Origin of the sequence: Methylobacterium sp. Leaf91 (assembly GCF_001422815.1) — a bacterium.
In the GTDB taxonomy this organism is placed as follows: domain Bacteria; phylum Pseudomonadota; class Alphaproteobacteria; order Rhizobiales; family Beijerinckiaceae; genus Methylobacterium.
The window spans coordinates 116,422-142,600 of record NZ_LMMP01000050.1 but is presented as its reverse complement, the minus strand read 5'-3'; the positions used below and the strand labels follow the sequence as shown (position 1 = coordinate 142,600).

Sequence of the window (26,179 nt, the reverse complement as noted above, 5' to 3'; positions counted from 1 at the left end):
CCGCGGCAAGAAATAATGAATTCAGGCGGGATAGTGCCGCGCTGCGGCGAGACGCCTCTACAGACTTGGCAAACCTGCCTATAATGAGCGCCAACCCTCATTCTGATTTGAGAGATTCGAACCATGTCCGCTTCCCCGGCCGTCTCCACCGAACCGCAGGATCTCCTGACCCTCGCCCAGGGCGCCGGCGAAGCTGCCAAGGCCCTCGTCGCCGAGGCGACCCGCCGCGTTCGCGCGAAGGTTCTCTCCGCCGATGGGAAGATCTCGCCTGAGAAGCTTGAGGCCGAGCAGCATGCCGCCCATGGCCTCGCCTGGCTCGCCACCTATGCCGAAGGTGTTCGCGAACTCGGCGCCTACGCAGCGCGCCTGACCGAAGCCGGCGAATTCGGGGAGACCGAGGCGCTCCTCGTGAAGATCGGCATCGGCGAATATCTCGACCAGATGTTCTCGGGCATTCCCATGAGCCAGGGCGAGATCGTGCGCGTCACCGGCTCGCTCGGTCTCTCCGCCCGCGAGATCGCGAAGTTCCGGACGGACGCCGTCGAGGCCATGATCGCGGAGGGCAATACGGCGGCCAACCGCGCCGCATTGGTCGCTCGCATCCGCGACAACGGTGGCTCGGCCACCATCGGCAAGTCCGGCCTCGACGAGGACATGGAGGCGATCCGCTCCGAGATGCGCCGCTTCGGCCTCGCCGAGGTCGTGCCGCACGCCCATGAGTGGCACAGCCAGAACGCCTACATCCCGATGGAGATCGTCACCAAGATGGCCGAGCTCGGCGTCTTCGGCCTGACGATCCCAGAGGAATACGGCGGCATGGGCCTGCCCAAGATCTCCATGTGCGTCGTCTCCGAGGAACTGTCCCGCGCCTATATCGGCGTCGGCTCGCTCGGTACCCGCTCGGAGATCGCGGCCGAGCTCATCCTGTGCGGCGGCACCGAGGAGCAGAAGCACCGCTTCCTGCCCGGCATCGCGTCGGGCGATACCCTCCCCACCGCCGTGTTCACTGAGCCGAATACCGGCTCCGACCTCGCGTCCCTCCGCACCAAGGCGGTGAAGGACGGCGACGTCTGGAAGATTTCGGGCAACAAGACCTGGATCACGCACCCGGTCCGCGCCGACATCATGACCTGTCTCGTGCGCACCAAGCCCGAAGAGAAGGGTCACAGGGGCCTGTCGCTCCTCGTCGCCGAGAAGCCCCGCGGCACCGATGAGGATCCCTTCCCGGTGGCCGGCCTGTCCGGCGGCGAGATCCACGTCCTCGGCTATCGCGGCATGAAGGAATACGAGCTCGCCTTCGACAATTTCGAAGTGCCGGCGGCCAACCTTCTCGGCGAAGTCGAGGGCAAGGGCTTCACCCAGCTCATGCAGACCTTCGAATCCGCCCGCATCCAGACGGCAGCTCGCGCCATCGGCGTGGCGCAGAACGCCCTCGACCTCGGTCTCCGCTACGCCGAGGACCGGGTGCAGTTCGGCAAGGCGCTGATCAACTTCCCCCGCGTCGCCGACAAGATCGCCATGATGGCGGTGGAGATCAACATCGCCCGCCAGCTCACCTACTTCTCCGCCCGCGAGAAGGACGAGGGCAAGCGCTGTGACCTCGAGGCCGGGATGGCGAAGCTGCTCGGCGCGCGCGTCGCCTGGGCGGCGGCCGACAACGCCCTGCAGATCCATGGCGGCAACGGCTTCGCGCTGGAATACGCCGTCAGCCGCGTCCTCTGCGACGCGCGCATCCTCTCGATCTTCGAGGGCGCCGCCGAGATCCAGGCCCAGGTCATCGCCCGCCGGCTTCTCGAAACCGCCTGAGCCTCCTCGCCATAAAACGGCGGCCGGGCGTTCAGCCCGGTCGCGGCGGGGTATCCAAACGAAAAAGGCCTGGAACCGGGTTCTCCCCGGTTCCAGGCCTTTTTCGTTTGAAGGTTCCTCTTCCCCAGAGGTGAGGAAGAGGAACCGCTTCTATTCCGCCGGTGCGTGATGGCTCGATGGCATGGAGCCCGCCTCGGCCGCCTTCGGCTCGTGCTCCACCGGCTTCGTCTTGAACAGGCGCATGATGAAGACGAAGAAGACCGGCACGAACAGAACCGCCAGGATCGTCGCAGAGATCATGCCGCCGAGCACGCCGGTACCGATGGCCTGCTGGCTCTTCGACGCTGCGCCCGAGGCGATGGCCAGGGGCACCACACCGAAGATGAAGGCCAGCGAGGTCATGACGATCGGTCGGAAGCGGAGCGTCGATGCCTCGATGGTCGCATCGACGAGCGATTTACCCGGCTTCCAGAGATCCTTGGCGAATTCCACGATCAGGATCGCGTTCTTGGCCGAGAGACCGATGATCGTGATGAGGCCGATCTTGAAATACACGTCGTTGGGCAGCCCGCGGAGGTAGACGGCCGCCACCGAGCCGATGACGCCGAGCGGGATGACCAGCAGCACCGAGAACGGGATCGACCAGCTTTCGTAAAGCGCCGCGAGGCATAGGAACACGATCAGGATCGACAGGGCGAGGAGCAGGGTCGCCTGGCTTCCCGCCTGTTTCTCCTGCAGCGACTGACCGGTCCAGACATAGCCGAAGCCCTTCGGCAATTGCTGCATCAGGCGCTCCATCTCGGCGATGGTGTCGCCGGACGTATAGCCAGGTGCCGGTTCACCGGTGATGCGCACCGACTGATAGCCGTTGAAGCCGATGATCTGGGCTGGGCCGACGCTCCATTTGAGGTCGGCGAAGGACGACATCGGCACCATCGTGCCCTGGCTGTTCTTGACGCCGTAATTCAGCAAATCGGCTGCCTTCAGGCGCTGGCTGTCCTCCGCCTGCACGATGACGCGCTGCATCTTGCCCCGGTTCGGGAAGTCGTTGGTGTAGACCGAACCGAGATTGACCTGGATCGTGTTGTTGATCTCCTCGAAATCGACACCCAGTGCCGCCGCCTTCTCACGGTCGATGACGAGTTCCGCCTGAGGCGCAGGCGGCAGGCCCTCGACATAGACCTTCTGCAGGATCGGGCTTTTCTTGGCGAGGGAGAGCAACTGCTCCTGGGCCGCCATCAAGGCCGAATAGCCTTTCTGCGCACGGTCCTGCAGGCGGAAGCTGAAGCCCGAGGCGTTGCCGAGATTGTCTATGGGCGGCGGCTCCAGAGCCTGAATCACCGCGTCCTTGTAGCTGGACAGCGCCTTGTTGGTGCCCTCCACGAGGGCAGCCGCCGAGTTCGCGGCGTCGCGCTCACCCCATGGCTTCAAGGTCACGAAGGCCTGGCTGGTCACCTGGCCCTGGCCGGAGAACGAGAAGCCGTTGACGATCGTCACCGTGGCGACGCCGGGCTGCGCAAGGAGATGCTCTTCCACCGCCTTCACGGCTTTCAGCGTGCGGTTGAACGACGAGCCGGGCGGTGTCTGGATATCCACGGTGAAGAAGCCCTGGTCCTCCACCGGCAGGAAGCCTTCCGGCATCCGCACGAAGGCGAAGCCGAGGCCGATGACGAGGGCGAGATAGACCATCATCACCCGGCCGGACCGCTTGATCATCCCCGCGACGCCGCGCCCGTAGCGCGCGGTCTCCCGGTCGACGACCCGGTTGAACCAGCCGAACACGCCGCCCTTGGAATGGCCGTGTCCCTTCTCGATGGGCTTGAGGAGGGTGGCGCAGAGAGCGGGCGTCAGCGTCAGCGCGAGCAGCGCCGAGAAGCCGATGGACGTCACCATCGCGATGGAGAACTGACGATAGATGATGCCCACCGAGCCCGGGAAGAACGCCATCGGGATGAAGACCGCGATGAGCACCAGGGTGATGCCGATGATGGCGCCGGTGATCTGGCTCATCGCCTTGCGGGTCGCCTCCTTCGGAGACAGCCCTTCCTCGTTCATGATGCGCTCGACATTCTCGACGACCACGATGGCGTCGTCGACGAGGATGCCGATGGCCAGCACCATGCCGAACATGGTGAGCACGTTCACCGAGAACCCGGCGAGCAGCATCACCGTGCAGGTGCCCATGAGGGCGATCGGCACGACGATGGTGGGGATCAGGGTGTAGCGGATGTTCTGGAGGAAGAGGAACATCACTACGAAGACCAGGATGACGGCCTCCACCAGCGTCATCAGCACCTTCTTGATCGAGGCTTCGACGGCGGGCGTGATGTCGTAGGGGATGTCCCACTGCACGTTGGAGGGGAAGAACTGCGACAGCTCTTCCATCTTCGCGCGAATGGCGGAGGCGGTCTCAAGGGCGTTGCCGTCGGGCGCCAGGGTCACCGAGATGCCTGCCGCCTCACCGCCGTTCAGGCGGGTGGTGAACTTGTAGTCCTCGCCGCCGAGCTCGATCCGGGCGATGTCGCGCAGGCGCACGTTCGAGCCGTCCGGGTTGGCGCGCAGCACGATGGCTCCGAACTCTTCCGGCGCCGTCATCTGCCCCTTCACGATAATGGGGAAGTTGACGGTGTTCGAGGCCGGGCTCGGCATGGCGCCGACGGCGCCCGATGCGATCTGGACGTTCTGGTTGGTGATCGCCTTCGAGACGTCGGACGCGTTCAGCGACAGGCCGCGCAGCTTGTCGGAATCGATCCAGATGCGAAGGCTGCGCTCGGTCGAATAGAGCGTCGCGCGGCCCACGCCGGGGATACGACGAATCTCGTTGATGACGTTGCGGATGAGGAAGTCGCCGAGCGCGATCTCGTCCATCGATTTATCGGGCGAGATCAGCGTGATGATGTTGAGGGTGGCGGCGGAGGCCTCCTCGACTAGCGTCCCCTGCTGGCGCACTTCGGCCGGGAGACGGGCTTCGACGCGCTTGAGGCGGTTCTGCACTTCGACGCCGGCGAGGCTCGAATCGGTGCCCGGCTGGAACTGGGCCGTGATCTCGACGACACCGAACGCGTCGCTGGCGGATTCGAAGCTCAGGATGTTGGCCGCACCGTTGAGCTCATCCTCGATGAGGCGGGTGGTGCCGGTATAGAGGTTCTCGACCGACGCGCCGGGATAGGCCGTCGACAGCGCGATAGAAGGCGGCGCGATGACCGGATACTGGGCGACCGGCAGGCTGGGGATCGACAGAATTCCGCCCAGGCAGATGAATAGCGCGACGACCCAAGCGAAGATCGGGCGATCGATGAAGAAACGGGCCATGGCTCAGCGCACCTGCGCCGAGGCGGGCTGCGGGCTGGGTGCCCGGTCATCGAGGTCGGTATCGATCGGTTTCAGTTCGGCGTGAGCGGAGGCGACCTTGAGCTCGACGGTCTTCACAGCCGACCCGACCGAGATCTTCTGGACTCCCTCGACCACGACGCGATCCCCGGTCTTCAGGCCGTCGCGGATGATCCAGTTCGAATCGACGACCGGGCCAACCTCCACCGGCTGGAGCATGACCTTGTCGTCTTTGCCGACGATCCAGACCTCGGCCTTACCGTCATTGGTGCGCTGGATCGCCTGTTGCGGCACCGCGATGGCATCAGCGTCGATGCCCTGCTTGATGCGGGCGCGGACATACATGCCCGGAAACAGCTCATCATGCGGGTTGGGGAACAGCACGCGCAGGGTGACCTGTCCTGTGCTCGGATCGGCGGTGACGTCCGAGAACAGGACCTTGCCGGCCGACCCGTAGAGTGAGCCGTCATCCATGATGAGATGCGCGTTGGCGGTGTCCTTGGAAAGGCGCGAAAGCTCACCGCTGGCCAGATCGCGGCGCAGCTTGTTCAGCTCACCGACCGACTGGGTGATGTCCACGTAGATCGGATCGAGCTGCTGGATCGTGGCGAGGATCGCGGTCGCGCCCTGTTCGACCAGCGTACCCTCGGTGAGAAGCGCACGACCGATGCGGCCGGAGATCGGGGCGCGCACGTCGGTGTAGTTGAGGTTCAGCTTGGCCCTATCGCGCGTGGCCTTGGCGCCGGCCACCTCCGCCTGGGCCTGTTTCAGGCTGGCATAGGCGCTGTCGTACTGCGCCTGGCTGGCGGTCTGGCGCGAAAGCAGCTGCTCGAGACGGTCGGCTTGCTGGCCGGCCAGGACCTGGGCGGCCTCGGTGCGGGCGAGGGCCGCCTCGGCACTGGCGAGCTCGGCCTCGAACGGAGCCGGGTCGATCTTGTAGAGAATGTCGCCTTCCTTGACCAAGCTGCCCTGCTCGAACGTGCGCTTGACCACGAGGCCGGACACGCGGGAGCGCACTTCGGCGATGCGCAGGGGCGCAACGCGCCCCGGAAGATCGCGCACATAGGGAATAGGCTGTTCGCGGACGGTGACGACACTGACTTCCGGCGGCTGGGTCGGCACCGGCGCCGCGGCCTGTTGCTTCTGGTTGCAGGCAGACAGGGCGACCATGACGGAGGCAGCAGCCAGAGAGGCCGGCCAGACACGTCGGACGCGGTGAGAAGTGGTCGTCACGATGATTTAGCTCCTATGCGATACGCGGTCGACCGCAATCCGGCAGGGGATTGGCGGCACTGACACTCAAGTCCTGGGCGAAGATCCGCGAAGCGACTTCAGCACCTTGGCAATCGCTGGGCCACGCAGGGCGGCCATGGCGTCATTGGGCGTGTGGCGGCCGGACCGGGGCCAACCACACACATCACGGCTTCAGCAATCGTTCACAATCTTGGCGATCACGCGACGCAAGCCGGAAAAAGGAGAGCCTTCGACGCGGTTTGGTTAAAACGCCGCGGCCAAGCTCTCAGGTGGCGATCCTGGGGGGGCGGTGGAGTGGTGCGTCCGCGCTGATCCCGAGAGACAAGGCCGAACGACCACGCAACGTCGGTGCCGAGGCTGCACCGAGCACGCGAGATCCCGAAAGCGAGGGCGGGGTCATCGCGTCGTCGACCTCCAGACGCGCGGCGGAACCGGTCGACGGAACCTCACCCTGGCTCGCGAGACCGTCGTGCCCCCGGCTGCTGACGGGCGCACCGACACCGGCGCCCCACAGCTCCTGCGGGAAGCTCGGCAGAACCATCACAAGGAGGGAAACCAACACGAGCAGGGTCGACAGAGCCGTGCGGGGACGAACGACCGCATGCGCTTGCGGGGCGTTCGAAGCGAGGCATCCTGCCTCGACGGAGGCAACGGCAGATCTGGTCGTCTCTGAAGTCACGAAACTGAGGGTGGTGCGAAAGTTCCCGCAGCGCAATAACCTGCGACATTCTGTCAAGCTGGTAGCCGAGAGCGGGGATCACCGCCGTTGCGCCAATCCCACAGTATATTCCGTTCACATCGCAGCGGGTTGACCGCCCTTAACCATCCGGCCAAGTCTGCCGGTCCAATCATCTGACGTCCGGCTCGCAGAGCCTGGACCTCGCCGGAATGGGAGACGGGGTGCCTGCGCACCGGCTTGTCCAGATCCGGCCGGAGACGATTAAAATGGGCATTCGCTCTCTCCTCGCCGCCTCGGCTCTCGCGTTGGGCATGGGCCTTGCCACAAGCGTCGGTGCCAGCGCCGGCAACCCGTTCGACAGCGGTCCGATCGCGGATTTCCTCAATATCTTCAAGGAACAGGCGATCCCGCGCGAGACAGTCGCGTGGAAGGGCTCAGAGAAACCCGGAACCGTGGTCGTCTCCACGAGCCAGCGCCGGCTCTACTATGTGCTCGGCGGCGGAGCGGCTGTCCGCTACGGCGTCGGCGTCGGGCGCCAGGGCTTCTCCTGGTCGGGCGAGAAGTCGGTGACGATGAAGAAGGAATGGCCGGCTTGGCGTCCGCCGGCGCAGATGCTGGCGCGGCGGCCCGACCTGCCGCGCTACATGGCCGGCGGCCAGGACAACCCCCTCGGCGCGCGGGCGATGTATCTCGGCTCCTCGCTCTACCGTATCCACGGCTCCAACGAGCCGGAAACCATGGGTGCCGCCGTTTCGTCGGGCTGCATCCGCATGACCAACAAGGATGTGGTCGACCTCTACGACCGGGTGAAGGTCGGCACGAAGGTGATCGTGCGCAACTGAAGCCCCCATCCGCCTCCCGCCGGCATCCGGTCGGTCGCGACCGAACGGAGGAGAGAGCGGAATGATCTTCGGTGTCGACATCAGCCTCGTCGCGGGCCTGTTCGCCGTGGCCGTGGCGGCTGGCTGCGTCGATGCCATCGCGGGCGGGGGCGGCCTCATCACGGTGCCGGCACTGCTCCTGTCCGGGCTCGATCCGGTGAGCGCCATCGCCACCAACAAGCTCCAGGGCAGCGCCGGCGCGATCTCATCGACCATCGCCTTCGCGCGCCGCGGTCACATCCATTGGCCGGCGGCCTGCAAGATCGCCCTCAGCGCCGGTCTCGCCTCGATCGGTGGTGCGCTCTGCGTCAGCCTATTGCCGCGCCCCGTCCTCGACGCGGCCGTACCTGTCCTGCTGATCGGGATCGCGTTCTATTTCGCTTTCGCGCGGCGGATGAGCAGCGAGGACGCGGCGGCACGGATGCGCCCCGGCCTGTTCGCGCTCACCTGGGCTCCCGCCGTCGGCTTCTACGACGGCGTGTTCGGCCCCGGCGCCGGGGCCTTCTACATGATCGGGTTCGTGACGCTGCTCGGGCTCGGCGTGGTGCGTGCGACCGCCCATACCAAGCTCGCCAATGCCGCCAGCAACCTCGGAAGCCTCGCCCTGTTCGCAGCCTCGGGCCACGTGGTCTGGACCATCGGCATCGCCATGGCCTTCGGGGCTTTCATCGGGGCCCAGATCGGCTCGATCCTGGCGATCCGCCTCGGCGCGAAGCTGATCCGGCCGCTTCTCGTCACCATCGCCTGCGCGATGGCGATCCGGTTGCTCTCGAACCCCGAGAACCCGCTGCGACAGGCCGTGATGGGCCTGTTCGCCGGGAACTAAGCCCGGCGTCAGCGCGGCATGAAGGCCCAGTAATCCAGGTCTAGGATCACGGCCGGGTCGTATCCGTCACCGACCTTGTCCGGATGGTTGCCGCAGGGCTGGTTCTTGGTGGCGACCGTGCGCAGGCGAAGAGCGCCGATATCCGTGCGGCCGGGAAGCTCGGCGGCTTCGAGCACTTCGCTCCAGGCATAGACCGTGTCACCGGCAAAGAGCGGCGCCACGTGGCGCCCGGCATTGATGCCGGCGAGCGCGAAGGCGTTGCCGAGACCGTTGAAGCTGAGCGCACGGGCGAGAGAAATGACGACACCGCCATAGATCAGGCGCCGACCGAACCGTGTGTCCTTCGCGGCGAAGCCGTCGAAATGCACCTTGGCGGTATTCTGGTAGAGGCGCGTGGCGATCTGGTGCTCGGCCTCCTCGACGGTCATCCCGTCCACATGGTCGATCTTCTCGCCGACCACGTAGTCGCCGAACCGGTGCGGGCTGCCGGCGAGGTCGAGATCGTAGGCGCCGACGTTCAGCGGGGGCAGGGCGCCGGCCAGGTCGGCCGGGTCGACCACCTTGGCGAAGGTCGGGACATGTTCCTGCTCGATCTTCGCTTCCGGGTCGCGCTTCTTCACCAGCACCCAGCGGCAATAGCTCAGAACCGTCTCGCCGTTGGCGTCGGACCCGGTGGAGCGCACGTAGACCACGCCAGTCTGGCGGTTCGAGCTCTCCTTGAGGCCGATCACTTCGGAGACCGTGGACAGGGTCTCGCCCGGATAGACCGGCCGGCGGAAACCGCCCTCGGCATAGCCGAGATTGGCGAGCGCATTCAGGGAGATGTCCGGGACCGTCTTGCCGAAGACCACGTGGAAGGTGAGCAGGTCGTCCAGCGGGCTCTGCGGGTAGCCGATGGCCTTGGCGAAGGCATCGGAGGACTGAACGGCGAAGCGCGGGCCGTAGAGGGAGGTGTAGAGCGCGACGTCGCCGCTCGTCACCGTGCGCGGCGTGGCATGGCGGATGGTCTCACCGAGGCGATAATCCTCGAAGAAGCGGCCGGGATTGGTCTTCATCTCTTGGTCGTCCCTCGACGTGATTTTCTTGGCCCTTTGTCCAGTGCGGCCTCAGCCGCCATAGACCACGGTCTGGGGCGGAATGACCTCGTGCAGGAGGCGGCTGATGAAGAGAAGCAGCAGCACCAGGACGATCGGCGACAGGTCGATCCCACCGAGATTGGGCAGGACGCTGCGGATCGGGCGAAGAACCGGCTCGGTCAGCCGGTAGAGCACCTCACCGATCTGCGACACGATCGGGTTGCGCACGTTGACCACGTTGAAGGCCACGAGCCAGCTCAGCACGGCGCTGGCGATCAGCACGTAGATGAAGAGCTGGACGACGGTGTCGAAGAGCCAGAGAAGAGCGTACATGCGCGGTTCTGATGTCCTCGTTCGCCCCGCCTCACCGGCGCGGGTCAACGGCGGGATTTCCTGAATTGACAGCCCGAGGCAGGCGCGCTTACAAAGCGGCCACCTCGGAACGGGGCTGTAGCTCAGATGGGAGAGCGCCGCAATCGCACTGCGGAGGTCAGCGGTTCGATCCCGCTCAGCTCCACCAGGTTTCTTTCAAGTCCCTGGTGAATCAACGATCTTGTCGTGAACGCGTAGCTTTTCCGGCGCCGGGAGACAGGATCAGCCAGCTTGGCAGCGTGCCGGGCTCCGACGGTGTTTCGTCGCTTGTGGCCACCTCGACAGCGCAACATGTTACCCGCTGACGGCCTCCTGCGCAGGAAGGCCGCGCGGCGTCCATGACGGGCACATGAGCGCGACGCGTCCTGAGCGCGAAATGCCTAGGCCGCGGCCGACCGGCACAGGGCCGTGCCGTCACGGATCATGAAATTCACCAGCGTCGGCGAGACGCCGTTCTCGCGGGCCAGGACGGTCTGCGGAATGCCGTCGATCCGATGGGCGAGAAACACCCGGCGGGTTCGCTCCGAGGTCGTTTCCAGCGCGGCCAGTGCTGCCTTCAGCGCCTGGCATTGCTCGAGGCGGTCCTGAGGACAGGTGCAAGGAGCGGGAATGGCCTCGGCCTGCTCATCCGGCACGAAGCGGCAGCGCTCGCGGATCGTGCGCCGCGCCCAATCGATGGCGGCGTTCCGAACCATCCGCCGCAGGTAATGCATCGGAGCCTCGACGCGGCGGCCAGGACGCAGATCGGCGGCCGGCTCCTCGCAGAGCTTGAGCACCACCTCCTGCACCACGTCCTCCGCCGCCGAGCGATCACGCAGGATCTGCGTCGCGTAGGCCACGAGGCCCGACTGTTCGGCGATGAGAGCGGCGAGCAGCGGAGCTGCGATGTCGCTCCGCCTTCCAGGCGAATGAGTCTGTGACATGGACGACCTTCTTCGGATGCGTAGGTCAGTACGAAAACGCGCGAAACTGCCCAGCCGCGCACGTCGCCGGGTCATTTCCACGATCCAACTCGGATATGGAGGCTAAAGAGATAAATTCCACAGACATACAAGAGTGATTTTATAGGGAGATGTTTGAATTAGAAATATTCTAAATGTAGAATCGCCAGTTACATCGAATCGGTCAGACGATATTCAGGCTTTCCTCGAAGGGTTTATGCTATGAAGCTACATGAAATTTGGCCAAAATGTTCTGTCGCATGGCCACAGGCCACCTGCTGCATGAACGAACACATCTTCGGATTGTGAACGGTTGCGTTAAGAAAAGATACAGTTTTTGCGCGAGCAGGACCCGGCTGCCCAGGATCGAAAGGCGTGGCGGCAGCGGAGTGCTCGGCTCGTCATGCTGCTGTGGGCGCCACGAGTTTCCCGGTTGCCCCTAAATTTCCGGAGTGCCGGAGCGTCCTGTCCCAGAGGGCATCCCGGTCGCGGATGCCGGTACCAGCCAACGACGAGACGCGATGCTTTCGACAACAGTTCCTTTTCGATGCGGCGAGGCGACGGGCCGTACCGTCGAGGTCTACCTGGACGGCGACCGGCTCAGCGTCGTGGCGGAGGGCCGGGTCGGTCTACGCCTGCGCCTTCAGCAGGGGAGCAGCCCGCATCTGTCCCTGGAGGAGCCCGTGAGACCCGACCCGAGCGAGGTCCTGACGAACATCACGGCGGCATTCGAGATGGTCTCGGCGACACATCCGGATGCCGAACGGATCGGCCTCGACGGTGCCAGCTTCGCGGGTCTCGTCGCCTCCATGGCGGAACGTGGCCTCGTCGTCCGGGAAGGCGACGCGCTTTCCGTCGATCCGACGATGCTGTGGCAGCGCCCCGAACCCTGGCTCGCCAACCTCGCGACGCGCGATTTTCCCGCCCGTCAGATCATGAGTGACGGCAAGCGCCATCCGCAACGGTCGCCGAAGCCCAAGGGCGTGATCTATTCCCGCTTCATCCCCTGGCTCGGACAGGCCGTGGCGTTCCGAGCCGCCACGATCGACGACGTCGATACCCTGCATCGCTGGTTCAACGATCCGGTGGTCGATGCCGCCTGGGGCGAGGCCGGCGCGCGCGACAAGCACGAGGCCTATCTCGCCGGCCTCATCGCCGATCCGCACATGATCCCGCTGATTGGTACGATCGGCGGCGAACCCTTTGGCTATTTCGAGATCTACTGGGCCAAGGAGAACCGCCTCGCCCCGTTCTACGACGTGCAGGATTACGATCGCGGCTGGCATGTCCTGATCGGCGAGAGCCGGTTTCGCGGCAAGGCCTACATCTCGGCCTGGCTGCCCTCGCTGATGCACGCGCTCTTCCTCGACGACCCGCGCACGGAGCGGATCGTCGGCGAGCCCAAGGCGGACCATATCCAGCAATTGCGCAACCTGGAGCGGTCGGGCTTCGCGCGGATCAAGACCTTCGATTTCCCGCACAAGCGCGCGGCCCTGGTGATGCTCCTGCGCGAGCGCTTCTTTTGCGAAAGGCTGTGGTCGCCGGCGGGGGGCATGCCCGCTTCGCCGGAGACCGTCTCGCCGCCGGCGTCCTGACGGGACGCGTCAGCGCAGGGCGACTGAACATGGCACCACGCCGTCATTCCGGGTCGCCAGAGGCGAGCCCGGACCCGGAGGGCCGCGCCAGAGGCGTGCAATCCAGAGCCGCCAACGGTGTAAAGTCCTGCAGCACCTGTGTTTCTGGATCCCGGGCTCCGCTGCGCGGCCCCGGGATGACGGGGTGCTACGATTGGATTTTGGACGCGTGAATCGGCATCTGCGATTGCCCTGCCTCAGCGGGAGGCGAGGTAGGCGCGCCAGCCGCCATGGATTGTGATGTCCTCGGCGCCCGCCACCGCATGGGCCTCGCACAGGAACCCGGAGACGTCCGAGCCGTCCTCCAGGGTGAGCTTGCCGATGCCGAGGGGGGCGGGGATCGCGGCGGTGAAGCGGCCGAAACCGGCCGGCGGCAGGGCCCAGATCTCGACCTCCAACCCGCCGCCGGCCAAGCCCGGCTCGTGGACCAGACCGGGCTTGGCCGGGTGGGTGCCGGGCAGGGCGTAGAGGCGGTACGCGCCCGAGGTCCGCGCCGCCCGCACCTTCCTGCCGCCGAGATCGGTGAGCTGGTGGTTGAGGGGCAGGCCCGTGAGATGGGCGCCCACCACCGCGATGGCGATCTCGTCTGTCTCAGTGGCCGAGACCCGGCTCGCCTCGGGCAGAACCGCGTCGCGCGCGATTCCCATTCCGCTCGCCGCCGCGCGATGGAGCGCGTCGGCCCAGGGGCCCAAAGCCTCGTCGCTGAAGCCGGGGCCGACGAGCGTCACGCCGCCGGGCAATCCATCGGCACCGAATCCCCCCGGCACCGCGATCGCGGCGAGGCCGAGGAGATTGGCGAAGTTGGTGTAATGCCCGAAATGGCTGTTGAGGCGGATCGGGTCGGCCAGCATCTCCTCCACCGTGTAGGTGGTGGGGGAAGTCGGGAGGAGCAGGATGTCGACCGCCGCCCAGGTCGCCTCGGTGCTCCGCCGCAGGGCCTCGAACGCGTAGCGGCCTTCGAACGCGTCGACGGCGCTGTAGCCCTTGGCGGACTCGACGATGCTCCTCACGCTCGGGTCGAGGGCGTCGGCATTTCCGGCGAAGAACCCGGCGATGGCGGCCAGGCGCTCGGCCACCCACGGCCCGTTATAGAGCAGGGTCGCGATCTCGCGGAACGGCGCGTAATCGAACGGCACCGCCACGGCGCCCAGCGCTTCGAGGCGGGCGATGGCCGCGTCGTAGAGCGCCTCGCGCTCGGCATCGCCGTAGAACTCGCGCTCGGCCGGGGTCGGCACGCCGAAGCGCAGGCCCTGGGCGGGGAGGGGATGCGGCACCGCCCGCCGCGAGAACGGATCGGCGGCGTCGAACCCTTCCGCGATGCGGCGGATCGCGAGACCGTCGCCCACGGTGGCCGCGAAGATGCTGATACAGTCGAGGCTGCGGCAGGCGGGGACGAGGCCCGTCGTGCTGAACAGGCCCGGCGTCGGCTTGATCCCCACGAGGTTGTTGAACATCGCCGGCACGCGGCCGGAACCGGCCGTGTCGGTGCCCAGCGAAAAGCTCGCGAGCCCCGCCGCCACGGCGACGGCCGAGCCGGAACTCGACCCACCCGAGACATGGGCGGCGCTGAATACGCTGCGCGGTGCGCCGTAGGGCGAGCGGGTGCCGTTGAGGCCGGTGGCGAACTGGTCGAGATTGGTCTTGCCCGTGCAGAGCGCACCCGCCGCCTTCAGGCGCGCCACCACCTCGGCATCCGCCTCCGCCGTGTAGGCGAAGGCCGGGCAGGCCGCCGTCGTCGGCAGGCCGGCGACGTCGATATTGTCCTTCACCGCGAAGGGCACGCCCCAAAGCGGCAGGGAGTTCGGCTCGGGGTGGCGCGCCATCAGGTCCCGCGCCGCGCTCACCAATGCCTCCCGGTCGAGGGCGGTGATGAAGATGGCGGGGTCCGTCGATGCCTCCATCCTTTCGGCGACGGCTTCGGCGACAGTCACGGGGGTGGCACGGCCCGACGCGTAGAGGTCGCGCAGGGTCGACAGGTCGAGGATGGTCGGCAGCATGTCGGTCGGCTCTCTCACCTGCTCAGATCTCTTCGAGGATGGCGACGAGATCGCCGCCGCGCAGGGTGCGGCCCGGCTTCACCCGGACCTCACGCACGATTCCCGCCACCGGGGCGGAAACGGCGATCTCCATCTTCATCGATTCGAGGATCGCCACCGTCTCGCCGGCCGCAACGCTCTGGCCTTCCTCGACCAGCACCTTCCAGACATTGCCCGGAACCGTGGTCGGCACGCCCACATGGCCGGCGGGCACCGCGTCCTCCTCGCCCAGGGGGGCGCCCTCGTCGGCGACGAAACTGTCGAGCCCCTCGTCCTGCCAGCGCTGCCGCTCGGCCTCGAAGGCGGTCTGTTGGCGCAGTTTCGCGGCCGTGATCTCGACGGCGTTGCGGGCGAGCTCGGCCCGATGCTCGGCATAGGAGAACGTGCCCTCCTCGATCCTCAGCGGGTAGGCCCCGTGCGGAAAGGCGGCGCGCGCCTCCATCAGCTCGTCATGGCTCACGGGGAAGAAGCGGATGCGGTCGAACGGGCGCAGCAGCCAGGGATGGCCGGGGACGAATTCCTTCGTCATCCGCCAGGTGTTCCAGATCTGGATGGTGCGGCCGAAGAGCTGGTACCCGCCCGGCCCCTCCATGCCGTAGATGCACATATAGGCGCCGCCGATGCCCACCGCGTTCTCAGGCGTCCAGGTGCGGGCGGGGTTGTACTTGGTCGTGACGAGGCGGTGGCGCGGATCCACCGGTGTCGCCACCGGCGCGCCGAGATAGACGTCGCCCAGTCCCATCACGAGATAGCTCGCATCGAAGATGATGCGTTTTACGTCAGCTTCCGACTCCAACCCGTTGATGCGGCGGATGAACTCGATGTTCGAGGGGCACCAGGGCGCGTTGGGGCGGACCAGTTCCTGGTACTTGCGCATGGCGAGTTCGGCCTGCGGGTCGTTCCAGGACAGGGGCAGATGGACCACGCGGCTCGGCACCGTCACGTCCTCGACGGCGGGCAGGGCGGCCTCGATCTCGCGCAACTGCCCGAGGAGGCGTGAGCGCGGCAGCGTCGTGCCGTCGTAATGGATCTGGAGCGAGCGGATGCCCGGCGTCAGGTCGATGAGCCCCGGCAACCGCGCCTCGGCCACGGCTTCGGCCAGGAGGTGGACCCGCAGGCGGATGCCGATATCGAGGGCCATCGGCCCGTATTCGACCAGCAGGTTATCGTCGCCCTGGCGGCGGTAGACCACCGGCACGGGGCCGGAAGAGTCGGTGGCGAGGATGGGCGAGCCGGCCGAATCGACCCTCCCCCCCTTGCGGGGGAGGGTGCCTGCGGAGCAGGCGGGAGAGGGGTCGACCTCTCCGGAACCGGCGCTCCCCTCTCCCGACCCGCTTCGCGGGCCACCCTCCCCCGCAGAGGGGGGAGGGATCGGAGGGCCGTCCCCCACCCGCTCCACCGCCCTGAACCGCACCGTATCTCCAGGCCGCAACTGACCCATCTTCCACTGCTCGTCGCGGGCGATCACCGCCGGGCAGACGAAGCCGCCGAGACTCGGGCCGTCCGGCCCCAGGAGGATCGGCATGTCGCCGGTGAAGTCGATGGAGCCGATGGCGTAGGCGTTGTCGTGGAGGTTCGACGGGTGGAGTCCGGCCTCGCCGCCGTCGCTGCGCGCCCAGAGCGGGGTCGGGCCGACGAGGCGCACGCCGGTGCGGGCCGAGTTGAAGTGAACCTCGTAAGAGGCTGAAAACAAGTCAGAAATGTCCTCGTCCCGGAAGAAGTCCGGCGCACCGTGCGGCCCATAGACCACGCCGATCTCCCAGGCATGGGTCAGCAGCGCGGGCTCGGGCATCGAGGCCTCGACCTCGGGCGCATCGCCGAGATGCAGGACGTCCCCGGCCTTGAGCACACCGGTGGCGTGGCCGCCGAAGGCGCCGAGGGCGAAGGTCGCCCGCGAGCCGAGGACGACGGGCGCGGCGAAACCGCCGCGCAGGGCTAGGTAGCTGCGCTGGCCGGGGCCGGCGATCGCGCCGATGCTCAACGTCTGTCCGGGTTCGACGGTGAAGGCGCGGCGATGGGGCTGCTCGACCCCGTCGAGGCGCGCGGTCATCGCGGCTCCGGCGAGCGCCACGGTGGCGGCGGCGTGGAACCGCAGGGTCGGCCCCGACACGGTGAGTTCGAGGGCGCAGGTATCGGGCGGGTTGCCGACGAGGGCGTTGGCGTTGCGGAACGAGCGCGCATCCATCGGCCCGCTCGGTGGCACGCCCACATGCCAGAGGCCAATGCGGCCGGGTAGTTCCTGCAGGCTCGATTGCGCGCCGGGAACCAGCACCTCGATGCTGCGCGGCGCATAGGGAAAGTCGCGCAACGCCGTGGTGGCGACCCGGCCCGAGGCGAAGAGATCGGAACCGGCGATGGCGCGCAGGTAATCGAGATTGGTCTCGATCCCCGAGACCGCGCTGTCGTCGAGGGCTTGGCGCAAAGCGGCGAGCGCCGCCGGGCGATCCTCGCCGGTCACGATGATCTTGGCGAGCATCGGGTCGTAGTTCGTGGTGACCTCGGTGCCAGTCTCGATCCAACCGTCGATGCGCGCCTCGGCGGGGAACCGCACTTCGGTGAGGAGGCCGGCGCTCGGGGCGAAATTGGCGTGGGGGATCTCGGCATAGAGCCGCGCCTCCATGGCCGCACCCTGCGGGACCAGGGGGCCGGCGGCACCGATCACGTCCTCGCCCGCCGCTTGGCGGATCATCCATTCGACGAGATCGATGCCGAACACCGCCTCGGTGACCGGGTGCTCGACCTGCAGCCGGGTGTTCACTTCGAGGAAGGAGAAATTCTCGCGGACGGGATCGTAGATATACTCCACCGTTCCCGCCGAGGCGTAGGAAACGCTCGTCCCCAAAGCCACCGAGGCCGCGTGGAGGCGTGCTCGCACGGCGTCCGACAGGCCCGGCGCGGGGGTCTCCTCGATGACCTTCTGGTTGCGGCGCTGGAGCGAGCAATCGCGCTCGCCAAGCGCCACCACGCGGCCGGCACCATCGCCGAAGATCTGCACCTCCACGTGGCGCGCCTCGCCGACGAAGCGTTCGAGATAGACGCGGGCATCGCCGAAGCTCGCCCGCGCCGTGCGCTCGACACTGGTATAGTGCTCGCGCAACTCCTTGGCAGAGGCGCACAGACGCATGCCGATGCCGCCGCCACCGGCGGTGCTCTTGAGCATCACCGGGTAACCGATGGTCTCGGCCGCCGCGAGGGCTGCGTCCAGATCCGGCAGCAGGCCGGTGCCGGGAAGGAGCGGGACCCCGCTGGCGCGGGCGAGGTCGCGCGCGGTGTGCTTGAGGCCGAAGGCGCGCAGGTGCTCGGGTTTCGGGCCGATGAAGACGATGCCCTCCGCCGCCAGACGCTCGGCGAAGGCCACGTTCTCCGACAGGAAGCCGTAGCCGGGATGGACGGCTTGCGCTCCCGTCGCCTTGCAGGCGGCGATCACGGCCTCGACGTTCAGGTAGCTTTCCGCCGCCGGCGCGGGTCCGAGGCGGACGGCCTCGTCCGCCTCCAGCACGCCACGGGTGAACCGGTCTGCATCCGAGTAGACGGCCACGGACGCGACACCCATGCGCCGGCAGGTGCGGGCGATCCGCCGGGCGATCTCGCCGCGATTGGCGATGAGGATCTTGCCGAACATCAGCGCAGATCCCCGGTCGAGGCTTGATCCCGGATAGAGACGCGGATCGGCGTCGGGTTGAAGCCGTTGCAGGGGTTGTTGATCTGCGGGCAGTTCGAGATCACGCAGATCACGTCCATCTCAGCCGTGACCTCGACATAGTCGCCGGGAGCGGAGACGCCGTCGACGATGGCGAGCTCGCCGTTCTGCTCGATGGGCACGTTCATGAAGAAGTTGATGTTGGGTGGGATGTCGCGCTTCGAGAGCCCGTATTTCGCGACCTCAAGGGCGAAGTTCTCGCGGCAGGCATGGAGATACTTGGTGGCGTGACCGAAGCGCACGGTGTTGGCCTCGCAGGAGCAGGCGCCAGCCGAGGTATCGTGACGACCGCAGGAATCGGCGGTGACGGTCGCCATCACCCGGCCCTCGTTGGAGACGAGCCGCGTGCCCGTCGTCACGTAGGCCGAGCCCTGGACGCGCAGGGTGTCCTGCGAGGAATAGCGCTCGCCCATGTCGCCGGCGCGGTAGAACAGGGTGTCCACCGCCTGGCAGCCGTCGGTGTCGGTGATGCGAAGAATCTGGCCCTTGCGCACGAGGCCGGACCAGGGCGCCTGAGCCGGCACGACCTCTTCGAGGAGAAGCTGGGTGTCGTTGGTCATGATGCGTCCCTCCCGTCAGAAGCCGATGGCGGCGTTGTTCTCGAAGCCGCGGACGGCCTCGATCGTGGCCGTGCGGCAGAGATCGTCGGCCGCGGGGATGGGCGCCCGGAAGCGGGTCACCACCACGGGGTTCGGCGCGTAATCCGGGTTCGGGTCGAGGGGGTGGGGACAGTTCGAGAGGGTGACGAGAAGGTCGAGCTCGGCGCGGAGATCGACGAAGTCGCCCGCGCGGCGACCCGCCTCGTTCCAGGCGAAGCGCCCCTCCGCACCCACGGAGACGGGGGCGAACAGCGTGACGCAGGCGGGGATGTCGCGCCGGTCGAGCCCGGCCTTGAGAGCGGCGAGGACGAGGTTGTCGCGGGTGTTGCGATGGGGGCCGCCCGCGTAGCGCGCGGCGTTGGAGGCGGCGTTGGAGCCGCCCGCCAGCGCATCGTGCGCGCCGCAGGAATCCTCGATGAGCGAGAGCATCACCCGCCCCATGTCGGAGAACAGCACCCGGCCGCGCTGAAGAGCGGCGGTCCACTGCACCTTCACGGTGTCGGCGTAGTTGAGACGCTCGGAGGTCTCGGCGGCGTTCCAGGCGACGAGGGCGACGCTGGAGGGACCATGGTCGAGACTGATCCGCAGGGCCTCGCCGGCATTCAGCTCGAAGGTGCAGTACCAGCCGCCCGGGATGGTCTCGGTGTGGAGGATCGCCGCCTCGTCGAGGGGCAATCCCCGCGACGAGGGCGGCGGCAGGGCGCGGGGGGCATGCCCCTGGCCCTGGGCCTTAAGTTCCTCGTAGCGACGCCGATTCTCGGCGATGATGCTGGCTGTGTCGGTCATGCCCGTCTCCTCAAGGCTGTTCTCCGGGTCGTCCCGGAAAAACAGCCCTGTCGCGGCCGGGTCGTCCCGGCGGGCATGCGTCGATCGCGGTGCTGCTTAACCCGGGGGATCGCCGAGTGTGAAAAATTTGCGGACCGGCTCCCGTACGTCCCAGGTGCCGGCAAAACCGGAGGGGGAAACGAAGGTGTCTCCCGCCCGGTAGGTCTTGGCGAGCCCGTCCCCGTCGGTGACCGACACCACCCCTTCCAGGATGTGGACGAACTCGTTCTGCGCGAAGTCGATGTGCCACTTGCCCGGCTGGCAGGTCCAAGTGCCGGCCGAGAAGAGACTGTCCTCGCTCTGGTAGACGACGCTTACCGTCTGGGCGGGGTCGCCCGAGACGATACGCTCCAGCTCCGGCCGGCAGAGCTTCGATTGCCGCTGAGCGGGGGCGAGATCGATGGTCTTTCTGCCCTGTCCCAGACCGGTCACGAGGGTCGCGACCGATCGGGCTCCCATGCCGCCGAACAGGGCAAGAATCGGACCGCCGAAAGTATGAAGCGGCCGCGCAATCTCCACCGAGCCATCTCCCTCGCAAGAACATCCGCGGCCGGCCGAATCCCGGCCGCACCTGCAAATACCAATATGTCTCGCGCGAGAGAGGCATGAGTGTGTTGAGCGTCCGCTTCAAGAGGAAGTTAACACCTAGAAGAGGTGGCTATAGCGCTCGATCTCCCAGGCACTGACCGTGAGGTGATACTCCTCCCACTCGGCGCGCTTGTAGCGGATGAACTCGTCGCGCAGCGCCTTGCCCAGGGTCTTCTCCACCAGCGGGTCGGCGGCGAAGGCGTCCACCGCCTCGGCGAGGGTCTGGGGCAAGAACTCGATGCCGCGTTCGGCGCGCTGGGCGTCGGTGAGGTCGTAGAGGTTGTCCTCGTTGGGCGCGCCGGGATCGATGCGCTCGCGGATGCCTTCGAGACCGGCCGCCAGGACCAGGGCGGCTGCGAGGTAGGGGTTCACCGCGCCGTCGGCGTTGCGGCTCTCGCAACGCCCGCCGCCGGCGGGTACGCGCACCGAATTGGTGCGGTTGTTCGAGCCGTAGGAGTTGAACACCGGCGCCCAGGAGAAGCCCGCCATGGAGCCCTGGCGCACGAGGCGCTTGTAGCTGTTCACGGTCGGCGCGAAGGCGGCGCAGAGCGCCCGCCCGTGCTTCAGCACGCCGCCGATGAAGTAATAGCCGGTCTCGGTGAGGCCGAGGCCGCGCGGATCGGCCGATGGGTCGCAGGCGAAGATGTTCTTGCCCGTTTCCTTGTCGGAGAGGGACATGTTGAAATGCGCGCCATTTCCGGTGCGGTCTGCAAAGGGTTTGGGCATCATCGTGGCGATGAGGCCTTCTTCCTTGGCATAGTGCTTGGCCATCATGCGGAAGAAGGTGAGCCGGTCACACATCGTCAGAGCGTCGGCGTAATTGAAGTCGAACTCGAACTGGCCGCACGCATCCTCGTGGTCGAAGGAATACAGGTCCCAGCCGAGATCGTTAATGGTGGTGGCGACCTTGTCGAGCCAGGTGAAGTTGTCGACGAAGCCACGCACGTCGTAGCAGGGCTTCACCAGCTTATCGTCGAGGATCGGCGTGTGGAGCGAGCCGTCCGCCTCCTGCTTCAGCAGGAAGATCTCGCATTCGATGCCGAGATTGAAGCCGAACCCCATGGCCTCGGCCTCGGCCATGACGGTCTTCAGGGCGACACGGGTCGAGAGCGGATAAGGCTGGCCCTGGAACGTCAGGTCCGCCGGACACCAGGCGAGCTTCGATTCCCAGGGCAGCTGGATCAACTGGGAGAAGTCCGGCACGGAGGCCAGCTCGTCCTCGTTCGGAGCCTGGCCGAGCCCGTCGAGGGCATAGCCGGTATAGCGCTCGGACCCCGCCGCCATCTGCGGAAGGTGGTCGATGGGCACGACCTTGGCCTTCTGCGCGCCATGGATGTCGACATAAGCGCCGATGACGTATTTCACGCCCTTGGCGCGCAGGTCGTCCTGGAGCTTGGCGATGGCGGGATCGATTTCGGTGGCATGCGCCATCGGGCGGCTCCTTGGTTTTAAGCGGAAATGGAGAAGGAATGGGGGAGGGGCGGGGTCTCGGAGAGGCCGCGCAGGACGAGGGCGGACAGGTCCTCGACCATCCAGCCGAACAGGCGTTTCCCGTCTTCGAGACTCGCCTCCGAAGGACGCCCGGTGACGCCGTTCAGGCTCGTCCGGTTCACCGGATGGGAGAAGACGAGCCCCTCCGTCCGGTCGGGGTCGTCCGCATCGGCGATGCGGTCCGGGCGCACGAGATCGGGCGCCATCGCCATCATCAGCGCGGTCTCGGCGGCGTTGGCGTGCCAGTCGTCGGCATCGGCGAAATGCGCGGCGCGGACGCGCTCGCTCACCGTGGCGGAATTCACCAGGGCGACCATGAGGTCGTCATGGGCGGCGCGCAGCATCTCCAGGGCGCAGCGCAGGGGCGCGGCGTTGGTGACGTGGGCGTTGACGATGAACAGCCGGCGGACGCCGGACTGGTAGGCCGAGGTGCCAATCTGGGCCACGAGCCGCGTCATCATCACGGGATCGAGGGTGATCGTACCGGGCCAGCGCCGGCTATGCCCGAGGGAACAGCCATAGGCCAGGGTGGGGAGCACCGGCACGCGGGTCCGCGCAGAGACCGCATGGGTCAGGGCCTCGGCGAGAACGAAATCCATGCCAGTGCCGAGATGCGGCCCGTGCTGTTCCGTGGCTCCCACGGGTAGGATGGCGGCCTGCGAAACGGCGGCGAGGTCGCCGGGGATCTCGTCCCAGGTGCGGTTCGCCCAGAGGAGGGGGGAGGGTGTGGTCATGACCGAGATGCCCGAAGATCGACGACGCAGGCGCGCCCCCCTCTCCCCGCCGGGCGGGGAGAGGCCCGCAGGCACCCCGTCGTGCCGGCGGGTAGCGCAGGCGAAGCCGAAGCGAGGGTGAGGGGGTATCGACGGATGAGGCTCATCCGGAACCGCCCCCTCACCGTCGGCTGACGCCTCGCTTCCTGCCCCGGCAAGGGGGCAGGAAGCCCTCTCCCCGCAAGCGGGGAGAAGGGGATGCGCACGACACCGGGAGAACAAGCGCGGGCGATCATTCCACCTCGTCCCCGGCGGAGGTCATGCGCGTCACCACGTCGGGGGCGACGCTTTCTTCGGCCTCGTCCTTCGGCGGGTGGATCAGCGCGTCGAGACGGGCGCGGGTGGCGCGGAATTCGGGGGTGAGCGCCTGGTTGTGGCTGCGCGGTCGCGGCACCGGGACCTCGATGAGTTCGGCGACCTCGCCCGGATGGGCGCTGAGGACGAGGATGCGGTCGGCCAGATGCACCGCCTCGTCGAGGTCGTGGGTGATGAAGACGATGGTGATGTCGATCTTCTTCCAGATCTCGATCAGATAGGCCTGCATCCGGGCGCGTGACTGGGTGTCGAGGGCCGAGAACGGCTCGTCCATGAGTAGGATGCGCGGGCGCGTGGCGAGCGCCCGGGCGATGGCCACGCGCTGCTTCATGCCGCCGGAGAGCTGGTGCGGGTAGCTGTCGGCGAAGGCCTCCAGCCCGATCAGCGCCAGCCATTGCCGGGCCTCGCGCTCCGCTTCCCGACGCGGCGTGCCGTTCTCCTCCAGCCCGAAGGCGACGTTGCGCAGCACGCTGAGCCAGGGGAACAGGGTGTAGCCCTGGAACACCATGCCCCGGTCGGCCCCCGGCCCGGAGACCGGCACGCCCTCGACGCTGACCACGCCCGAGGTAGAGGTCTCGAGCCCGGCGAGGATGCGCACGAAGGTGGACTTGCCGCAGCCCGACGGCCCGACGACGCAGAGGAACTCGCGCCGGTGGGTGACGAGGTCGATGTCCTTCAAGGCCACCGTCACGCCGCCATCCGCCCTACGGAAGGTCTTCGTCAGCTTCTCGACCCGGAGGGCGACCTCGCGGCTCTTCAGTTTCTCGAACCGGGCGCGGACGGGCTCGCACTGGGTGCGGTAGTCGCAGGCCTCGATCGGCAGGATGACGGGCGAGACGACGGGAGAGACCGAGTTCACGCTTCGCTCCTGTCATAGGGGAACAGCCGGCGGCCGAGCCAGGCGAGGGCGAGATCCGTGATCGAGCCGACGAGGCCGATGATGAGGATCGCGGCGTAGACGTTGTCGAAATGCTGGTAGCGGGCCTGCTGCGTGATGAAGAAGGTGATGCCCGACGAAGTGCCTATGAGTTCGGCGACGATGAGGTAGGTCCAGGCCCAGCCGAGCAGGATACGCTGGTCGCGGTAGAGCTGCGGCAGCATCGCCGGCACGATCACCCGGCGGATGAGGCGGAGATTTCGCGCGCCGAGCGTCAGGGCCGCCTCGATCAGCAGCGGCTCGATCCGCCGGGTGGTGTTGGCGATGACCAGCACCTGCTGGAAGAAGGTGCCGATGACGATGATCGCGATTTTCGGCCCGTCATAGATGCCGAGGATCGCCACCATCAGCGCCCCGAAGGCGGGAGCCGGCATGTAGCGCACGAACTCGATGACCGGCTCGGTGAGGCGCGCCAAAGTCGGCTGGGCGCCGCAGAGGATTCCGAGGGGAACACCGATCAGCGACGACAGCAGGAAGCCGATGGCGATGATCTGGATCGAGTGCCACAGGCTCAAGGGCAGGCGGATGGCGTCGCGCTGGGTCGGCTGGGCCGTCAGCGAGGTCCAGAACGCGGTGGCCACCTCGTGAGGGGCGGGAAGGTAGACCGGGTTGGCGGGAATGCCCGCCGGCTCGGCGGTGCCGGCGGCCTTGGCCGAGGCGACCTCCTCCGCGAAGGCGGCCTTCGGCACGCGCATCCCCGGCTCCATCCAGGCGATGTCGCCGGGCTCGGTCACCTCCACCAGGGGATGCCACAGGAACGGCACGTAGGAGACCGCCGCCCAGGCGAGGAGCGGGATCAGGAACGACAGGATTGCGAGGCTCGTCCGGCGGCGCGGCGAGAGCGGCCGGGCGACGCCGACCCAGGAGCGGCGGCGGGGGGACAAGGGAGACGAGACGCGGGCCCCTCCTCCCCCTTGTGGGGAGGAGTTGGAGGTGGGGGTGGTTGGGTGACCCACCGCGGCCGAGGCTGGCGGAGCCACCCCCACCCCTGTCCCCTCCCCACAAGGGGGAGGGGAAGTGCGCTCCACGCCCTGGCGCATCTCCGCGCTCATTTGCCGTCGGTCAGCGCGGGGTCGATGTAGCTCTTCACGTCCTGGGCGGTCTTGTAGACCTCGTACTTGACGTTGAAAGCGTCGGCGTAGCGGCTCGAGCCGTAAAGGGAGCCGAACCCGTCGGCATCCTTCATCACCTTGGCGCCCTCGGTGAGGGTGAGGAGCTTGGTGCCCTTGAGGAAGCGGGTGAAGGTAGGCGCGTCGATGCCGACCTTGGCCGCCATGATCGCCACCGCGTCGGGTTGCGTCTTCGGATCCTGGATATAGGCGACGACCTTGTTCCAGACGCCGACGAACTTGATCCACTCGGCCCGGCGTCCCGACAGGCTGGCCGGCGAGACGGTGACCACGTCGTAGATCAGGCCCGGCTCGTCGGCGGAGGTGTAGAGCGGCTTGGCGCCGGCCGCGCCCTTCATTGCCTGTCCGGCGACGGGCTGCCACGCGCCGATGGCCGAGACGTCGCCGGAGGCGAGAACCTGCGGGGTCTCGTTGGTCTTGGCGTTGATCAGGGTGACGTCCGTCTCCTTGAGGCCGAGCTTGGTCAGGCCGTTGATGAGGAGGAGATGCTCCACGAGGCCGACTTCGAGGCCGACCTTCTTGCCTTTGAGGTCGGCCAGTGCCTTCACGCCCGGCTTGCCCACGATCATGTCGTTGCCGTTGGAGTAATCCGTGAGCATGATCATGACGTTCTTGGCGCCATTGCCCCCCATCACCAGGGCATCGCCGTTGGTGCAGGTGACGGCGTCGAGCTTGCCGGCGGAGAACGCGTCCATGGAGGCCGAGTAGTCGAACCACTCGAACTTCGCGTCGACCCCGGCCTCCTTCAGCCAGCCCTTCTCGATGGCGACCTGCCAGGCGACCCAGCCGGGCCAGTCGCTGTAGCCGATGCGCAGGGGCTCGGCGGCGTGCGCCACGGGGATGGAGGCGGAGGCCGTGAGGAGGCCCAGGGCAAGGGCGCAGCCCGTGATGGCCTTGCGTCCGGCGGTCAGGATCGTGGAAAGGTGCATCTGCATTCTCCGAACCGCGTAGTACGATCGCTGGAAATCGTAATACCGATCGGCTGA

General features: G+C 67.1%; 20 protein-coding genes and 1 tRNA gene. 5 read left to right on the top strand and 16 right to left on the bottom strand.

Annotated features, from left to right (window positions below; translation table 11 throughout):
• The first annotated feature begins 123 nt into the window (after positions 1–123).
• Positions 124–1,806, top strand: coding sequence for an acyl-CoA dehydrogenase family protein (locus ASF32_RS21705; RefSeq protein ID WP_056433503.1), 1,683 nt, complete (start codon positions 124–126; stop codon positions 1,804–1,806).
• Positions 1,807–1,956: 150 nt separating this feature from the next.
• On the opposite strand, the gene ASF32_RS21700 is transcribed toward ASF32_RS21705, so the two are convergent.
• The 3 genes from ASF32_RS21700 to ASF32_RS21690 all read right to left on the bottom strand — a co-directional run bounded on the left by ASF32_RS21700 (position 1,957) and on the right by ASF32_RS21690 (position 6,952).
• A complete protein-coding gene (locus ASF32_RS21700; protein ID WP_056433500.1) occupies positions 1,957–5,118 on the bottom strand; it encodes a multidrug efflux RND transporter permease subunit in 3,162 nt (1,053 codons plus the stop codon).
• A gap of 3 nt (positions 5,119–5,121) precedes the next feature.
• Positions 5,122–6,306, bottom strand: a complete 1,185-nt coding sequence (locus ASF32_RS21695; RefSeq protein ID WP_156467932.1) for an efflux RND transporter periplasmic adaptor subunit — start codon at positions 6,304–6,306, stop codon at positions 5,122–5,124.
• 349 nt (positions 6,307–6,655) lie between these two features.
• The gene (locus tag ASF32_RS21690; protein WP_244483692.1) at positions 6,656–6,952 is read right to left on the bottom strand and encodes a hypothetical protein; all 297 of its coding nucleotides are present in this window, start codon (positions 6,950–6,952) and stop codon (positions 6,656–6,658) included.
• A gap of 428 nt (positions 6,953–7,380) precedes the next feature.
• Between ASF32_RS21690 and ASF32_RS21685 the strand changes: the two genes are divergently transcribed.
• Positions 7,381–7,911 (top strand): L,D-transpeptidase, encoded by a 531-nt coding sequence (locus ASF32_RS21685; protein WP_156467931.1) that lies wholly within the window; start codon positions 7,381–7,383, stop codon positions 7,909–7,911.
• A gap of 61 nt (positions 7,912–7,972) precedes the next feature.
• On the top strand, positions 7,973–8,776 hold the full coding sequence (locus ASF32_RS21680; RefSeq protein WP_056433487.1) for a TSUP family transporter: 804 nt from the start codon (positions 7,973–7,975) through the stop codon (positions 8,774–8,776).
• Positions 8,777–8,784: 8 nt separating this feature from the next.
• Here ASF32_RS21680 and ASF32_RS21675 read toward each other — a convergent pair whose 3' ends face one another.
• Positions 8,785–9,831 (bottom strand): MaoC family dehydratase, encoded by a 1,047-nt coding sequence (locus ASF32_RS21675; protein ID WP_056433484.1) that lies wholly within the window; start codon positions 9,829–9,831, stop codon positions 8,785–8,787.
• A gap of 51 nt (positions 9,832–9,882) precedes the next feature.
• Entirely contained in the window at positions 9,883–10,185 is a 303-nt protein-coding gene (locus ASF32_RS21670) for a YggT family protein (RefSeq protein ID WP_056433481.1), read from the bottom strand.
• Positions 10,186–10,296: 111 nt separating this feature from the next.
• On the opposite strand from ASF32_RS21670, the gene ASF32_RS21665 reads away from it, so the two are divergent.
• Positions 10,297–10,372: transfer RNA gene (locus ASF32_RS21665), tRNA-Ala, on the top strand.
• A gap of 232 nt (positions 10,373–10,604) precedes the next feature.
• On the opposite strand, the gene ASF32_RS21660 is transcribed toward ASF32_RS21665, so the two are convergent.
• Positions 10,605–11,147 (bottom strand): sigma-70 family RNA polymerase sigma factor, encoded by a 543-nt coding sequence (locus tag ASF32_RS21660; RefSeq protein WP_056433479.1) that lies wholly within the window; start codon positions 11,145–11,147, stop codon positions 10,605–10,607.
• A gap of 539 nt (positions 11,148–11,686) precedes the next feature.
• Here ASF32_RS21660 and ASF32_RS21655 point away from each other — a divergent pair.
• Positions 11,687–12,760, top strand: coding sequence for a GNAT family N-acetyltransferase (locus ASF32_RS21655; protein ID WP_056433476.1), 1,074 nt, complete (start codon positions 11,687–11,689; stop codon positions 12,758–12,760).
• Positions 12,761–12,996: 236 nt separating this feature from the next.
• Here the strand turns inward: ASF32_RS21655 and atzF are convergent, their stop codons facing one another.
• From atzF to ASF32_RS21605, 10 genes are all read right to left on the bottom strand, one after another.
• A complete protein-coding gene (gene atzF / locus ASF32_RS21650) occupies positions 12,997–14,796 on the bottom strand; it encodes an allophanate hydrolase (protein ID WP_056433473.1) in 1,800 nt (599 codons plus the stop codon).
• Between the two features lie 22 nt (positions 14,797–14,818).
• Positions 14,819–18,457: a 5-oxoprolinase/urea amidolyase family protein gene (locus tag ASF32_RS21645; RefSeq protein ID WP_056433469.1), complete on the bottom strand. Its 3,639-nt coding sequence runs from the start codon at positions 18,455–18,457 to the stop codon at positions 14,819–14,821.
• The gene (locus ASF32_RS21640) at positions 18,457–19,095 is read right to left on the bottom strand and encodes an urea amidolyase associated protein UAAP2 (protein WP_056433464.1); all 639 of its coding nucleotides are present in this window, start codon (positions 19,093–19,095) and stop codon (positions 18,457–18,459) included. Before ASF32_RS21640 ends, ASF32_RS21645 begins: the two co-directional genes overlap by 1 nt.
• Positions 19,096–19,110: 15 nt before the next feature.
• Positions 19,111–19,920 (bottom strand): urea amidolyase associated protein UAAP1, encoded by an 810-nt coding sequence (locus ASF32_RS21635; RefSeq protein WP_056433461.1) that lies wholly within the window; start codon positions 19,918–19,920, stop codon positions 19,111–19,113.
• A gap of 96 nt (positions 19,921–20,016) precedes the next feature.
• Positions 20,017–20,478, bottom strand: coding sequence for a cupin domain-containing protein (locus ASF32_RS21630; protein ID WP_244477962.1), 462 nt, complete (start codon positions 20,476–20,478; stop codon positions 20,017–20,019).
• A gap of 126 nt (positions 20,479–20,604) precedes the next feature.
• Positions 20,605–21,978: a type III glutamate--ammonia ligase gene (gene glnT / locus ASF32_RS21625; RefSeq protein WP_056433458.1), complete on the bottom strand. Its 1,374-nt coding sequence runs from the start codon at positions 21,976–21,978 to the stop codon at positions 20,605–20,607.
• Between the two features lie 17 nt (positions 21,979–21,995).
• Complete coding sequence (locus ASF32_RS21620; RefSeq protein WP_200919224.1) at positions 21,996–22,781, bottom strand: creatininase family protein; 786 nt, start codon at positions 22,779–22,781, stop codon at positions 21,996–21,998.
• Between the two features lie 262 nt (positions 22,782–23,043).
• On the bottom strand, positions 23,044–23,985 hold the full coding sequence (locus ASF32_RS21615) for an ABC transporter ATP-binding protein (protein WP_056433451.1): 942 nt from the start codon (positions 23,983–23,985) through the stop codon (positions 23,044–23,046).
• Positions 23,982–25,115 carry an ABC transporter permease gene (locus ASF32_RS21610; protein ID WP_156467927.1) on the bottom strand — a complete coding sequence of 378 codons (1,134 nt, stop codon included), beginning with the start codon at positions 25,113–25,115 and terminating at the stop codon, positions 23,982–23,984. The genes ASF32_RS21615 and ASF32_RS21610 overlap by 4 nt, the downstream gene beginning before the upstream one ends.
• The gene (locus ASF32_RS21605; RefSeq protein WP_082490486.1) at positions 25,112–26,128 is read right to left on the bottom strand and encodes an ABC transporter substrate-binding protein; all 1,017 of its coding nucleotides are present in this window, start codon (positions 26,126–26,128) and stop codon (positions 25,112–25,114) included. The genes ASF32_RS21610 and ASF32_RS21605 overlap by 4 nt, the downstream gene beginning before the upstream one ends.
• Positions 26,129–26,179 lie beyond the last annotated feature (51 nt).

What these genes read in the sequence shown, in the direction of transcription:
- ASF32_RS21705 (WP_056433503.1), top strand. Translation starts at nt 124, where the DNA reads ATGTCCGCTTCCCCGGCCGTCTCCACCGAACCGCAGGATCTCCTGACC.
- ASF32_RS21700 (WP_056433500.1), bottom strand. Translation starts at nt 5,118, where the DNA reads ATGGCCCGTTTCTTCATCGATCGCCCGATCTTCGCTTGGGTCGTCGCG.
- ASF32_RS21695 (WP_156467932.1), bottom strand. Translation starts at nt 6,306, where the DNA reads ATGGTCGCCCTGTCTGCCTGCAACCAGAAGCAACAGGCCGCGGCGCCG.
- ASF32_RS21685 (WP_156467931.1), top strand. Translation starts at nt 7,381, where the DNA reads ATGGGCCTTGCCACAAGCGTCGGTGCCAGCGCCGGCAACCCGTTCGAC.
- ASF32_RS21680 (WP_056433487.1), top strand. Translation starts at nt 7,973, where the DNA reads ATGATCTTCGGTGTCGACATCAGCCTCGTCGCGGGCCTGTTCGCCGTG.
- ASF32_RS21675 (WP_056433484.1), bottom strand. Translation starts at nt 9,831, where the DNA reads ATGAAGACCAATCCCGGCCGCTTCTTCGAGGATTATCGCCTCGGTGAG.
- ASF32_RS21670 (WP_056433481.1), bottom strand. Translation starts at nt 10,185, where the DNA reads ATGTACGCTCTTCTCTGGCTCTTCGACACCGTCGTCCAGCTCTTCATC.
- ASF32_RS21660 (WP_056433479.1), bottom strand. Translation starts at nt 11,147, where the DNA reads ATGTCACAGACTCATTCGCCTGGAAGGCGGAGCGACATCGCAGCTCCG.
- ASF32_RS21655 (WP_056433476.1), top strand. Translation starts at nt 11,687, where the DNA reads ATGCTTTCGACAACAGTTCCTTTTCGATGCGGCGAGGCGACGGGCCGT.
- atzF (WP_056433473.1), bottom strand. Translation starts at nt 14,796, where the DNA reads ATGCTGCCGACCATCCTCGACCTGTCGACCCTGCGCGACCTCTACGCG.
- ASF32_RS21645 (WP_056433469.1), bottom strand. Translation starts at nt 18,457, where the DNA reads ATGTTCGGCAAGATCCTCATCGCCAATCGCGGCGAGATCGCCCGGCGG.
- ASF32_RS21640 (WP_056433464.1), bottom strand. Translation starts at nt 19,095, where the DNA reads ATGACCAACGACACCCAGCTTCTCCTCGAAGAGGTCGTGCCGGCTCAG.
- ASF32_RS21635 (WP_056433461.1), bottom strand. Translation starts at nt 19,920, where the DNA reads ATGACCGACACAGCCAGCATCATCGCCGAGAATCGGCGTCGCTACGAG.
- glnT (WP_056433458.1), bottom strand. Translation starts at nt 21,978, where the DNA reads ATGGCGCATGCCACCGAAATCGATCCCGCCATCGCCAAGCTCCAGGAC.
- ASF32_RS21610 (WP_156467927.1), bottom strand. Translation starts at nt 25,115, where the DNA reads ATGAGCGCGGAGATGCGCCAGGGCGTGGAGCGCACTTCCCCTCCCCCT.
- ASF32_RS21605 (WP_082490486.1), bottom strand. Translation starts at nt 26,128, where the DNA reads ATGCAGATGCACCTTTCCACGATCCTGACCGCCGGACGCAAGGCCATC.